At 72.2% G+C, this 12,645-nt stretch carries 10 protein-coding genes; 5 read left to right on the forward strand and 5 right to left on the reverse strand.

Annotated features, from left to right (window positions below; genetic code table 11):
• Positions 1–102: 102 nt before the first annotated feature.
• Together GEV07_00065 and GEV07_00070 are read left to right on the forward strand one after the other, a co-directional pair.
• Positions 103–792, forward strand: a complete 690-nt coding sequence (locus GEV07_00065) for an NTP transferase domain-containing protein (GenBank protein ID MQA01179.1) — start codon at positions 103–105, stop codon at positions 790–792.
• Positions 785–1,492, forward strand: coding sequence for an SDR family NAD(P)-dependent oxidoreductase (locus GEV07_00070; protein ID MQA01180.1), 708 nt, complete (start codon positions 785–787; stop codon positions 1,490–1,492). Before GEV07_00065 ends, GEV07_00070 begins: the two co-directional genes overlap by 8 nt.
• Before the next feature lie 18 nt (positions 1,493–1,510).
• Here the strand turns inward: GEV07_00070 and GEV07_00075 are convergent, their stop codons facing one another.
• From GEV07_00075 to GEV07_00085, 3 genes are all read right to left on the reverse strand, one after another.
• The gene (locus GEV07_00075) at positions 1,511–2,155 is read right to left on the reverse strand and encodes a response regulator (GenBank protein MQA01181.1); all 645 of its coding nucleotides are present in this window, start codon (positions 2,153–2,155) and stop codon (positions 1,511–1,513) included.
• On the reverse strand, positions 2,119–3,333 hold the full coding sequence (locus GEV07_00080; protein MQA01182.1) for a sensor histidine kinase: 1,215 nt from the start codon (positions 3,331–3,333) through the stop codon (positions 2,119–2,121). Before GEV07_00080 ends, GEV07_00075 begins: the two co-directional genes overlap by 37 nt.
• A 214-nt stretch (positions 3,334–3,547) precedes the next feature.
• Complete coding sequence (locus tag GEV07_00085) at positions 3,548–5,221, reverse strand: FAD-binding dehydrogenase (GenBank protein ID MQA01183.1); 1,674 nt, start codon at positions 5,219–5,221, stop codon at positions 3,548–3,550.
• Here GEV07_00085 and GEV07_00090 point away from each other — a divergent pair.
• The gene (locus GEV07_00090) at positions 5,112–6,194 is read left to right on the forward strand and encodes a GNAT family N-acetyltransferase (GenBank protein ID MQA01184.1); all 1,083 of its coding nucleotides are present in this window, start codon (positions 5,112–5,114) and stop codon (positions 6,192–6,194) included. The two genes, GEV07_00085 and GEV07_00090, sit on opposite strands and share 110 nt — an antisense overlap.
• Before the next feature lie 5 nt (positions 6,195–6,199).
• On the opposite strand, the gene GEV07_00095 is transcribed toward GEV07_00090, so the two are convergent.
• Together GEV07_00095 and GEV07_00100 are read right to left on the reverse strand one after the other, a co-directional pair.
• Positions 6,200–7,411, reverse strand: a complete 1,212-nt coding sequence (locus tag GEV07_00095) for a hypothetical protein (protein MQA01185.1) — start codon at positions 7,409–7,411, stop codon at positions 6,200–6,202.
• Positions 7,408–10,197: an ATP-dependent helicase gene (locus GEV07_00100; protein ID MQA01186.1), complete on the reverse strand. Its 2,790-nt coding sequence runs from the start codon at positions 10,195–10,197 to the stop codon at positions 7,408–7,410. Before GEV07_00100 ends, GEV07_00095 begins: the two co-directional genes overlap by 4 nt.
• A 194-nt stretch (positions 10,198–10,391) precedes the next feature.
• Here GEV07_00100 and GEV07_00105 point away from each other — a divergent pair, with 194 nt between their 5' ends.
• Both GEV07_00105 and GEV07_00110 read left to right on the forward strand, forming a co-directional pair.
• Positions 10,392–11,156, forward strand: coding sequence for a TetR family transcriptional regulator (locus GEV07_00105; protein ID MQA01187.1), 765 nt, complete (start codon positions 10,392–10,394; stop codon positions 11,154–11,156).
• 107 nt (positions 11,157–11,263) lie between these two features.
• Positions 11,264–12,550 (forward strand): amino acid deaminase, encoded by a 1,287-nt coding sequence (locus tag GEV07_00110; GenBank protein MQA01188.1) that lies wholly within the window; start codon positions 11,264–11,266, stop codon positions 12,548–12,550.
• The last annotated feature ends 95 nt before the right edge of the window (positions 12,551–12,645 follow it).

The following is a 12,645-nucleotide window of genomic DNA, read 5'->3' on the forward strand; positions in this document are numbered from 1 at the left end:
CGGGATGGGCGCAACGACGAGCCAGTCGACGCGTCCGGCCGTCGGCCATCTACACTCCACTCTCGCCAGATTTTCCGCAGTCGGAAGGTGTGATCAGCGGGGATGTACAGCCTGATCCTTCTCAACGGTGGCATCGGCAAGCGCATCGCTGCCGGTCAGCCGAAGCAGTTCCTGAAAGTGAACGGCATCCCGATCCTGGTGTACTCGATCGTCGCGGCCGACGCCGTGGAGTCGATCACCGAGATCGTGCTGAACTACCCGCCGGACTGGCACGACACCGTCCAGCAGATGGTGAACGACTACGCGATCAAGACTCCGGTGGTCTATGTCCCCGCGGGCAACACCAGGCACGAGTCGGTCGCGGCGATGCTGAAGCACTGCTCCAACGACAACGTCATCGTCCACGAGTCGGCCAGGCCGCTGGTGCGCGCGGAGGACTTCGAGCGGTTGGTGAGCGAGCCGCACGAGAACGTCAGCTACATGCTGCCGCTGTCGTTCACCGTCGCGCCGGTCGACCCGGAGCAGCACAAGGTGACCGGTTACCTGGAGCGGAACAAGCTGCGCAACGTCCAGCTGCCGCAGAAGTTCAACAAGAACGCGCTCATCCAGGGCCACGAGTACGCGCAGCGCGAAGGCACGCTCTTCACCGAGGACGCGACGATGGTCACGGTCTCCGGTGGCGACGTGCGGTTCCTCGACGGGGACGAGCGCAACTTCAAGGTCACCACGCCGACCGACGTCCGGCTGGCAGGTTTCCTGCTGCAGGGTGGGAATGAGGACTGGGATGAGTAAGACCCTCCTCGTGACCGGTGCGTCCAAGGGCATCGGCTTCGAAACCGTCCGGCGCTTCTTCTACGCGGACAACGACGTCACCGACTTCGTCCTGCTGGCCAGGGAGTCCGACGCGTTCGCGGAGAACCTGCAGAAGCTCGAGGACGACAACCCGTACGGCAAGAAGCTGCACCCGTACATGATCGATCTCGGCGACCGGGGTGCGATCGTCCGGCTGATGGGCGAGGTCGCGCACCAGCACGGCCAGATCGACCTGTTGGTCAACAACGCCGGGTACACCGACCCGAAGCCGATCCAGCAGATCGAGTTCTCGTCGTTCGAGCGGACGATGTCGGTGAACCTGTACGCGCCGTTCACCATCGTGCAGGAGCTGCTGCACCACGGGAACAAGTTCGAGCTGATCGTCAACATCGCGTCGACCGCCGGCATCAACGGCCGGTCGGGCTGGCTGACGTACTCGGCGTCGAAGGCTGCCGTGATCAACATGAGCGAGGTCATGCGCGAGGAGCTGCAGATCTTCGGCACCCGCGTGGTGACGATCTCGCCGGGCCGGTGCGCCACCGAGCTGCGCCGTACCCTCGCCCCCGACGAGGACCCGACGACGATCATGCAGCCGAGCCACGTCGCGTCCGTGATCGAGATGCTCGCCTCAGACGTCGGCCGCTTCGTGGACAGCCAGAACCTGGTCGTCCGCAAGTAGCCGAGCTGGGTCGCGCCGTCAGGTGTCGAGGTAGGCGAGGACGGCGAGGACGCGGCGGTTGTCGCCCTCGGACGGTGGTAGGTCGAGCTTGGTGAAGATGCTGTTGGTGTGCTTGCTGACGGCCTTCTCGGTGATGTACAGCCTGCCGGCGATGGCGGTGTTCGTGCGGCCCTCGGCCATCAGCTCGAGCACCTCCCGCTCGCGGGCGGTGAGCCGTTGCATGGGCTCGTCGGTGGCGCGGTTGGTGAGCAGGCGGGAGATGACCTCGGGGTCCATGGCCGTGCCACCGGCGGCGACCCGCTCGACCGCCTCGATGAACTGCCCGATGTCGGAGACCCGGTCCTTCAGCAGGTAGCCGACGCTGCCGGTGCGGTCGGAGAGCAGCTCCCGCGCGTAGAGCTGCTCGACGTACTGCGAAAGCACGAGCACCGGCAGCCCGGGGATCTGCTTCCTGGCGTCGAGCGCGGCGCGCAGGCCCTCGTCGGTGAACGTCGGCGGCAGCCGGACGTCGACGATGGCGACGTCCGGGTGGTGCGTGACGAGCGCGCGCAGCAGCGACGGGCCGTTGTCCACCGCCTCGACGACCTCGAACCCGTGTCCGGCGAACAGCCGGATCATTCCCTCCCTCAGGAGGGCGAGGTCTTCGCCGATGACAACTCGCACGGCACCTCCATCGTGACTACGGTCGGCCCGCCTGGCGGGCTGGTGAGCTTCATTGTCCCGTCGAATACGCCGAGGCGCCTGCGAATTCCGTGCAGACCGCCGGCCTTGCCGACGCTCGCGCCGCCGCGGCCGCGATCGCCGACCACGATGACGAGTCGGCCCTCGGTGTACCTGACGGTGACCCACGCCATCGTGGCCCTGCTGTGCTTGGCGGCGTTGGTCAGTGACTCCGCTACCGCGAAGTATGCCGCGGACTCCACCGGGGCAGACGGCCGACCGGGAAGTTCGATGTCGGTTCCTACGGAAAGTGGGCTGTCGAGGGCGAGCGCCCGGATCGCGCCGTCGAGGCCGCGATCGGCGAGCACCGGCGGGTGGATGCCGCGCACCAGGTCGCGTAGCTCGGCGAGGGCCTGGCTGCTCGACTGGCGGGCCTCCGCGAGCAGTTCCCTGGCGGCCTGTGGGTCGCGGTCGACCAGCTCCTCGGCCATGCCGAGGTTCATGCCGAGCGCGACGAGCCGCGCCTGGGCACCGTCGTGCAGGTCGCGTTCGATGCGGCGGATCTCCGCGGCCTGCGCGTCGACGGTCTCGGCCCGCGACTCCGCCAGCTGTTCGACGCGCAACGCGAGCCTGGCCCGTTCCGTGGGGCCGAGCAGCAGCCTGGCCAGGTGACCGTAGCCGCGCATCAGCGTGGGCGCGAGCTGCCACCAGATGACGAGGATGACCACGCCGAGGGCGACGGAGACCACCTCGGCCTGCGCGGCGCCGAGCAGCTCGGCGAGGATCACCGGTATCAGGTCGATGCCGGGCACCACCCGTTCGAGCAACGGCACCAGGAAGTACCACAGCGCGCCGAGGAAGAGCGCGAACGTGAGCACGCACAGCAGCAGGCCGAGGGTGCCGTTGAGCAACAGCCAGGTGAGGTCGCGCCAGGTCGCCGCGTCGCGCAGCGTCCTGCGGTACCTCCGCGCGAGGCCGCGCCCGGTGGGCGGTAGGTACGGCGACGGGACGTCGGTGTCGAGGATCCAGCCGGCCGCCCGCCGGTGCAGGCTGGTGTAGCCGCGCACGACGGACGTCAGCGCGATCACGATCGGGCTGGGGATCAGCGCCAGCGTGCGGATGATGGCCTTACCCGCGCGGCGCGTCCACGGCAGGATCAGCAGCAGGCACACCGGCACCATCAGGGCGGCGAACGGCGCGCTGATGGCCAGCGCGATGGCCAGCGTCCCCCACAGCAGCGGGTGCGAGAGCACCGTGCCGAGGAACAGCACGAAGCTCAGCCCGAGCAGCGGGAACCGCTCGCGCTCGTGCCCACCGTTCGCCATCGGGCCTCCTCCCGAGGCCATTCTCCCCAGGTCGCCGCCGTGGCGTCGGTAGTGGTAGGTCCCGTACGTGTCAGCGGACGTCGGCCGCGGCGGTCTGTGCGGCGACCCGGCCGGAGTACAGGCAGCCGCCGAGGAAGGTGCCCTCGAGCGCGCGGTAGCCGTGCATGCCGCCGCCGCCGAAGCCGGCTGCCTCGCCGGCGGCGAGCAGTCCGGGCACCGGTTCGCCCGACCCGGTCAGCACCCGGCCGTGCAGGTCGGTCTCGACCCCGCCGAGGGTCTTCCTGGTGAGGATGGACAGCCGCACGGCGATCAGCGGCCCCGCGGCAGGGTCGGTCAACGGGTGCGGTTTCGCGACGCGCATGATCCTGTCGGTCACGAACCGACGCGCGGCGGTGACGGCGGCGAGCTGGGCGTCCTTGCCCAGGCCGCTGCGCACCTGTGCGTCGCGCGCCTCGACCACCCGGGCCAACGCCCTGGCGTCGATGAGCGGCTCACCGGTGAGGTCGTTCATCCGGCTGGCGAGCTCCGGCACCGTGCGTGCCGTCACGAAGTCCGGGCAGCGGCCGGCGAACTGCTCGATGAGTGCGGTGGCGCCTGGCAGCACGCGCCGCAGCAGCAGCTTGACGTCCTTCTCCGTGAGGTCCGGGTTCTGCTCGGAGCCGGAGAGCGCGAACTCGTGGCGCATGATCGTGCGGTTGAGCACGAACCAGGAGTGGTCGAACCCGGTCGCGACGATGTGTCGCAGCGCCCCCTGCGAGTCGAAGCCAGGGAAGAGGGGAGCGGGCAGCCGCTCGCCGTGCGCGTCGAGCCACAGCGAAGACGGCCCGGGGAGGATCCTGATGCCGTGCTGCGACCAGACGGGGCTGTGGTTGCGAACCCCTTCCGGGTAGTTCCACATCCGGTCGGCGTTGATGACCCGTGCGCCGTGTCGCCGTACGACGTCCATGAGCGCGCCGTCCACGTGGTCCGGCACCCCGGACAGCATCCGGTGCGGCGGCGGTCCGTACTCCTGCGGCCACGACGTACGCACCAGGTCGTGGTCGGCGCCGATGCCGCCCGAGGTGACGATGACCAGCTGTGCACTCAGCTCGAACTCACCGGCGACGTCGCGCGAGCTGGGAGCACCTCGTACGGCGTCGCTGTCGGCGAGGACCTCGCCGGTGACGCCGGTGACGGTGCCGCCACTGGTCCGCAGCCCGGTGACGCGGTGCCGGAAGCGGAGCCGGAGCAGGCCGTCGCGTGCCGCCGCCCGCACCTGCCGGACGAACGGTTCGAGGATGCCGGGGCCGGTGCCCCAGGTGACGTGGAACCTGGGGACCGAGTTGCCGTGCCCGCTCGCGTCGTAGCCACCGCGCTCGGCCCACTGCACGAGCGGGAACCAGCGCACCCCCTGGGCGTGCAGCCAGCTGCGCTTCTCGCCGGCGGCGAAGTCGACGTACGCCTCCGCCCACTTGCGTGGCCAGTGGTCGACGTCGCGGTCGAACTGGGCGGAGCCCAGCCAGTCGCGCCAGGCCAGCGCTCGCGAGTCGCGTACGCCGAGCCTGCGTTGCTCGGGGGAGTTGACGAGGAACAGGCCGCCGAAGGACCAGAAGGCCTGGCCGCCGAGCGACGCGGCAGGTTCCTGGTCGACGACGATGACGTCGCGTCCGGCGTTGAGCAGCTCGGTGGCCGCGACGAGGCCGGCAAGACCCGCGCCGACGACGATGACGTCCGCTGCGTCGGCAGTCCGTTGCGCAGTTGCCATCGGCCGAGGATATGCGACGACCAGCCACGCGCGTGCGGCTAATCTCGGCGTCATGGGCAGCCCTCGGTCACCTGACGCGTCGCGGCCGTACGTGGACGCCGACCTGCCGCGGCTGCAGGAGGCGCTTGCGCAGTGGCGGCGGCAGGCCGGGCTGCCCGGCTGCTGTCACGTCGGCGACCTCGCGCACCGCATCTACGAGGGCCTGCACGGTCCCGTGCTCGGCGACGTGGTGCGGGTGTGGGAGGACGCCGACGGCGTGGCGGCCGTGGCGTTGTGCGGCCGGTTCGACACCTCCTTCGACCTGTTCACCCGGCCGGCGCTGCGGGGTACCGAAGCCGAGTTGGCGATGCTGGCGCGGGCGTACCGGGTGACGAGGGACGTGATGGTGGCCACCGGCCACGGCAACACGTGGGCGATCAGCGACGTCTACGGCGACGACGAGGTGCGGGCGCGGCAGCTGGCGCGGCTCGGGTTCGAGCGGTACCGCAAGTGGGACCACGTGACCGCAAGGCCGCTGGCCGAGCTGCCGGTCGCCGAGCTGCCCGCCGGGTTCACCGTCCGCGCGGCGACGTACACCGACGCCGACCGGCTCGCCGCCGTGCGCAACGAGTCGTTCGGCACCTCGTGGACGGGACGGGAGCTGTCCGACGGCGTGCTGTTCCGGCCGGGCTACCGGCCGGAACGCGAGCTCGTCGTGGTCGCGCCCGGCGGCAGGTTCGCCGCGTACACGGTCACCTGGCTCGACGAGCTCAACCGGGTCGGGCACTTCGAGCCGGTCGGCACGAGCGACGCGTTCCGCCGGCTCGGCCTGGCCAGGGCGCTGATGTGCCGCGGGCTCGCCGAGCTACACCGGGCGGGCATGCGGACGGCCACGGTGGAGCACGACGCCACGAACGCCGCGGCAGCGGCTCTCTACGCCGGCCTCGGGTTCGTCACCGAGCACGAGACCTACGGGCACCGCCGCGTCGAGTAGTGGGCTCAGGCGAGCAGGTCGGTGAGCACGGCGACCGGGTCGTGGTCGGGGTGGCCGGCCGGCCACCACTGGCCGTCGTCCTCCCGGAACGGGTACCACCGCCTGTCCTGGCCGTACCTCAGCTGCGCGTCGCCGACGGTCCAGCGGTTGCGCCAGTTGTGCACCTCGGGCAGCTGGTCGGTGTCCCAGGCAGCGGTGACCGCGTCCCAGGCGCGCGCGAGGTCGGCCGCGGGAGGTGTCCACACCTCCTCCAGGGCGGCCAGGCCGGCGGCGCCGCCGTACCGCCACGCGGTCGCGGCCCGCACCAGCTCGTCGGGGCGCGCTGTCGTCGCGGCGAGCCTGGTGAGCACGCGCCGGTCGGTGCAGGTCGCGGCGATCCGCACGGTGTCCGGCCAGACGTCCGTGGGCTGCGGCTGCCGGTGGTGGAGCAGGTCGGCCGCGCGGCGGGCGGCGTCCGCGGCGAGGAAGCCGAGCGCAGCGACGTCGACGTGTTCACTGGGCGGCAGCACAAGCGGCGTCGGCTCGTCCGGTGGCGGTGGCGGGCCGGGCAGCGGCGCCGGCCCGGCGGCGTAGGCGTCGACGGCGAGCTCGGTGCTCGGTGGTTGCGCAGTCGGCTCGCCGTCGGCACCGCCGCGCTCGGCGTTGCGGCGCTGCAGCTCGCGCAGCAGCTCGCGCTCGCCGCGTCCGCGCAGCAACAACAGCAGGAACGGGTTGGTGTCGAGCAGCCACGACACCTGGTAGCACAGCGCGGCGGCGTGCTTGCACGGATAGCCCCAGTCGAGGCACGTGCACTCCGGTTCGAGGTCACCGACGTCCGGCAGCAACGGCACGCCCGCGTCGGACGCGTCCGCCACCAGCTCCGGCGGCATGTCGTGGTCGAGCAGCGCCGCGATGTGCGCCGCAGTGCCCGCCACCTGGTCGAGGAAGCGGTCCCACTGCGCGTCGGAGAGCTGCTCGACGGTGACGACGGTGTCGTACGGCTCCGGGTCGCTGCCGTGCACGGGTGCGGCGATGCGGCCCGGGCTGACGGTGATGGAGTCGACGTGGCCGGTGCGCGCGTACGTGCGGCCGCGGCTGAGCCGGCCACGGTCCAGCGAGGTCTCCTCCATCGCCTGGATCCAGGCCTCGCCCCACCACGACCTGGCGAACCGCGCACCGCGCGCCTGCCGGGGGAACGGTGGGAAGCCGCGAACGCGGTCGGCGGAGAGATCACTCATGACGCCCCCGCAACTGCGGTGCCACGGGCCCGCGGTCCGGCGAGCTCCACCAGCTCGGCGAGCTCGTCGTCGGTCAGCTCGGTGAACGCGGCCTCGCCGCCGCTCAGCACCGCGTCGGCCAGCGCCCGCTTGCTCTCCAGCAGCTCGGCGATGCGCTCCTCCACGGTGCCCTCGCTGAGCAGCCGGTGCACCTGCACGGCCTTCGTCTGGCCGATGCGGTACGCGCGGTCGGTGGCCTGTTCCTCGACCGCCGGGTTCCACCACCGGTCGTAGTGCACGACGTGGTCGGCGCGGGTGAGGTTGAGCCCGGTGCCGGCCGCCTTCAGCGACAGCAGGAACACCGGTACCTCGCCGGCCTGGAACTCCTGCACCAGCTCGTCCCTGCGCGCCACCGGGGTGCCGCCGTGCAGCAGCCGTGTGGTGATACCGCGGCCGGTGAGGTGGCGGTCGAGCAGCCGGGCCATCGAGACGTACTGGGTGAAGACCAGCGCCGCCCCGTCCTCCGCGACGATGGTGTCGAGCAGCTCGTCGAGCAGGTCGAGCTTGCCCGACCGGTCGGCGAGCTTGTGCTGGGTCTCGTTGACGTACTGCGCCGGGTGGTTGCAGATCTGCTTGAGCGCGGTGAGCAGCTTGAGCACGAGGCCGCGGCGTTCCATGCCGCCGCTGCGGCGGATCTCCGCGAGCATCTCCCGCACCACGGCCTCGTACAGCGACGCCTGTTCGCGGGTGAGCACCACCGCGTGGTCGGTCTCGGTCTTGGGCGGCAGCTCGGGTGCGATGCCGGGGTCGGTCTTGCGGCGGCGGAGGAGGAACGGCCGGATCAGCCGGGCCAGCTTCGCGCTGACCTCGGTGTCGCGGTCCGCCTCGATCGCCTTCGCCCAGCGCGACCGGAACGCCGTGAGCGTGCCGAGCAGGCCTGGCGTCGTCCAGTCGAGGATCGCCCACAGCTCGGACAGGTTGTTCTCGACCGGCGTGCCGGTGAGCGCGACGCGGGCGTGCGCGGGGATGCGGCGCAGCGCCTTCGCCGTGCTGGAGAACGGGTTCTTCACGTGCTGCGTCTCGTCCGCGACGAGCAGGCCCCACCGGGTGCCGGCGAGCTGCTCGTGGTCCAGCCGCATGGTGCCGTACGTGGTGAGCACGAAGCCGTCAGCGACGTCGGCGAGGCTGCGCCCGGCGCCGTGGTACCGATGCACGGACGTGCCCGGCGCGAACCTGGCGATCTCGCGCTCCCAGTTGCCGAGTAGCGACGCCGGGCACACCACGAGCGTCGGGCCGGGCGTCGCGCTGTCGGCCTGCCGCTGCAGGTGCAACGCGATGACGGTGATCGTCTTGCCAAGCCCCATGTCGTCGGCGAGGCAGCCGCCGAGGCGAAGCGACGTCATCCTGGCCAGCCAGCGCAGGCCGCGCAGCTGGTAGTCGCGCAGCGACGCGGTCAGGTCGGCGGGTTGGGCGACCGGCTCGTCGTCGGCGTCCGGCTCGGCGATCCTGGCCCGCAGCTCGTCCAGCCAGCCGCCGGAGCGGACCTCGACCGCGCGGCCGTCGAGCTCTGCGGTGCCGGTCAGCGCCATGCCGAGCGCGTCGACCGCGGACACCGGCTGCAGCACCCGCTGCCTGGCGCGCTGCGCCGCCGCCGCGTCGACGAGCACCCACTGGTCGCGCAGCCGTACGACCGGCCGGTGGGCCTCGGCGAGCGCGTCCATCTCGCCGGCGGTCAGCTCCTCGCCGCCGAGCGCGAGCTGCCAGCTGAACGTCAGCAGCTCCTCGCTGCCGAGCAGGCCTGCGCTCTCCGACGGTGGCGCCGCGCTCTGCACCTTCGCGTGCGTGGACAGCCCGCGGGTGAGGCCCTTCGGCCAGTGCACGTCCACGCCGGCGGCGGCCAGCCGTACGCCCTCGTTGCCCAACAGCTCGACGACCTCGTCGTCGGTCAGCGGGATCTCGTCCGGCACCGCGGTCTGCAAGAACCGGCCGAGCGGTGGCCAGACCCGCGCCGCGCGCCGCAGGGCGACCATCGCGTCGATCCTGGCCCGCGGGCCGAAGCCGCGCATGGCGCCGGCGGCGAGCTCGCGTACGTCCATGACCACCGTGGGGTCGGCGAGGCTGTGCGCCTGCGCGACCGCGCGGAACGCGCCGGCCGCCAGGTCGTCGACCTCGAGCCGCAGCGACACCCGTACGCCGGTGTCGATGCCGGCCGCGACGTCGTGCGCCCACCCGGTGAGCTGCCCGGCCGGCACCGGCTCCGCCGCCGCGTAGGCGGGCGTCTCGCTGGCGAGCGGCGCGGCCGGGCTGCGGGGCAGCAGGTCGGCGACCGCGTCGTAGAACGCGCGCACCAGCGGCTGCGCGGCGGGCAGCCGCAGCTCGCCGTCGCCGGCCGACGTGGCCCTGGCCTCGACCGGCATCGCCGCGGCGAGCGCACGGAGGTGCTCGGCGTCGGCCACGTCCAGCGGGCCGACCCGCCAGGCCCCGTGGCCGGCGGGGGACACCCCTGGCAGCAGCCGGCCGCGGCCGACCAGGTGCACGGCGGCATGCGCGGCGGCGGCCCAGAACCCGACCGCGGGGTGCCCGGTGTCGGCGGCGCCAGCGGTGAGCAGCAGCGGCAGCGCGTCGGCCAGAGCGAGCCCGCGCGCCCGGACCTCGACCGCTTGCAGCAAGCCGTCGTGGTGCTCCACGACCCGGTGCTGCGACGGCTCGCCGACCGGCGGCAACGCGTCGTCGGTGGCCGCCCAGAAGAGCAGCTGGCCGGTCCGCGGCGGGTCAGCCGGTCGGAACAGCGCCGGCAGCCGGAGCAGGCTCTCGTGGCGCGCGTCGATGGCCGTCTCCGTCCGGTGGTGGGTTGGATCCTCGTGGTACCCCAACGATGCTGTCTCCTTCGGTGGCCGGCAAGCTGAGCGCAGCGAGCGAGACCAACCTCGTACGATGTACGGAGCTGGTGCCCGCAGGGTACCGCGCGAGGGCGCGGAAAGATTCCGAACGGTGACGGTCGATGGCAACTGACTTCAGCAGCACCGGTGACCCGGCACGCAGCCTCGCCCTGCTGTGGGGCACCGAGGAGCGCGGCAGGCGCGGCCCGAAGGGGCGGGTGACGGTCGCCGCGATCGTCCGCGCCGCGGTGGACCTGGCCGACCGGGAGGGGCTCGGCGCGCTGTCCATGCGGAAGATCGCCACCGAGGTGGGCGTCGGCACCATGTCGCTGTACACGTACCTGCCTGGCAAGGCCGAGCTGCTCGACCTGATGCTCGACGCGGTCTACGCGGAGACGGCCAAGCCGGACGACCCGGCCGCCGGCTGGCGGGCGCGCCTTGAGCAGGTGGCGAGGGAGAACTGGGCGCTGTACCGGCGGCACCCGTGGATGCTGCAGGTGGCGACGCCGCGGCCGGTGCTCGGACCGAACCTGATGGCCAAGTACGAGCACGAGCTGCGGGCCGTAGCGGACAGCGGGCTGGACGACCTGGAGATGGACGCGGTCGTGGCGCTCGTCGCCGACCTGGTGCAGGCGGCTGCGCGCCGTGCCGTCCAGGCGCGCGAGGTGCGGGCACGTACGGGCATGACCGACGAGGAGTGGTGGCAGACCCGTGCGCCGTTCCTCGACACGGTGGTGCGTGCGGACGAGTACCCGTTGGCGTCCCGGGTAGGCGCCGCAGTGGGGGAGGCGCACGGCTCGGCCGGCGACCCGGAGCAGCTGTTCGAGTTCGGGCTGCGCCGCGTGCTGGACGGCATCGAGGTGCTGTTGTCGGCGCGGACCCCGTGAGCCGCCGGCTCGGCCGACCTGACAGCATGACGGTCGTCGACAGTGCGTGAGGAGCTGCTCATGTTCGTTGTCTCGGCTGACCGGTGTGCCGGCGCCGGTGCGACCCGATGATCGGCGAGGGCGACGACGACTACGGCAGCATCCGGTACGAGCTGCCGGTCTACTTCCGTGGCCTGCTCGACGACGTCCCGGGCGTGCTCGTCGGGGTGGACCCGTTCGACGGCACGGTCGCGTCCCCGTTCGCGGTACTGAGGGAGCGCGCACTCGTCGGCAACATCGCGGCCATGCAGGACTGGTGCCGCAGGCACGGCGCCGAGCTCGCACCGCACGGCAAGACCACCATGGCGCCGGACATCTTCGCCAGGCAGCTGACGGCCGGGGCATGGGGCCTCACCGCGGCCAGCCCCGCGCAGGCCAGGGTGGCGCTCGCCGCGGGTGCGCGCCGGGTGCTGATCGCCAACCAGGTCACCGACGTGGCCGGCATCAGGTGGCTCGGTGCGACGCTCGCGCGCGACTACGATCTCGGCCTGTGGTGCTACGTGGACAGCGTCGACGGGGTCGCCCTGCTCGACCGCGGGCTGCGCGGCCAGCTGCCGGTGGGCACCAGGCTGAACGTACTGCTCGAGGTCGGCGTCGACGGTGGCCGCACCGGTGTGCGTGACGAGGAGACCGCCATCCGGGTCGCCCGTGCGGTGACGGAGAGCTCCTGGCTGCGGCTGAGCGGCGTCGCCGGTTACGAGGGCGTGGCCGCGTCGCGCGCGGCGAAGGGCGCCGAGAGCTGCGCCGTCATCGACTTCTGCCGGCGGATGCACGCGGTGGCCGTGGACCTGGTGCAGGCCGGCCTGGTCCAGCCGGAGCCGGACCGGCCGCTGCTGGTCACCGCGGGCGGCTCCGCGTACTTCGACGACGTCGCCGCCGTGCTCGTCGACGACGACTCGCTCACCGGTGTGCCGAAGACCGTCGTGTTGCGGTCCGGTGCGTACGTCACGCACGACGAGGGCCTGTACGCCCGCACCACGGCGGTCGCCCGCGGTGGCGACGGCCCGGAGCTGACGCCCGCGTTCGAGGTGTGGGGCAGGGTGCTCTCGCGCCCGGAGCCGACGCGCGCGGTAGTGGACGTCGGCCGCCGCGACGCGCCGTACGACCAGGACCTGCCGGCGCCGCGGTGGCGGAAGCCGGCCGCCGGCGGGCCGTCGTCCGACCTGCAGGGCGTCGGCGCGCACCTGAACGACCAGCACTGCTTCATCGACCTGCCGGCCGACGAGCCGTTGGCGGTGGGCGAGTGGGTCGGCTTCGCCATCTCGCACCCGTGCACCGCGTTCGACAAGTGGAACCTGGTGCTGCTGCTGGACGACAGCGGCCACGTCATCCAGGAGCTCCCCACCCGGTTCTGAAGCCCCGTCCCGCGAACGAATACCACCACCGCGGCAACCGTCAGGTGGCCACGCCGGGCCGCTGTACCGTGTGATCTTGGTCTGCCCGAGGGTCG

The organism is Streptosporangiales bacterium (genome assembly GCA_009379825.1).
GTDB lineage: Bacteria > Actinomycetota > Actinomycetes > Streptosporangiales > WHST01 > WHST01.

Coding starts and splice junctions, on each gene's coding strand:
- GEV07_00110 (MQA01188.1), top strand. CDS start 11,264: ATGATCGGCGAGGGCGACGACGACTACGGCAGCATCCGGTACGAGCTG.
- GEV07_00085 (MQA01183.1), bottom strand. CDS start 5,221: ATGGCAACTGCGCAACGGACTGCCGACGCAGCGGACGTCATCGTCGTC.
- GEV07_00095 (MQA01185.1), bottom strand. CDS start 7,411: ATGAGTGATCTCTCCGCCGACCGCGTTCGCGGCTTCCCACCGTTCCCC.
- GEV07_00090 (MQA01184.1), top strand. CDS start 5,112: ATGACGTCGCGTCCGGCGTTGAGCAGCTCGGTGGCCGCGACGAGGCCG.
- GEV07_00070 (MQA01180.1), top strand. CDS start 785: ATGAGTAAGACCCTCCTCGTGACCGGTGCGTCCAAGGGCATCGGCTTC.
- GEV07_00080 (MQA01182.1), bottom strand. CDS start 3,333: ATGGTGCCGGTGTGCCTGCTGCTGATCCTGCCGTGGACGCGCCGCGCG.
- GEV07_00105 (MQA01187.1), top strand. CDS start 10,392: ATGGCAACTGACTTCAGCAGCACCGGTGACCCGGCACGCAGCCTCGCC.
- GEV07_00065 (MQA01179.1), top strand. CDS start 103: ATGTACAGCCTGATCCTTCTCAACGGTGGCATCGGCAAGCGCATCGCT.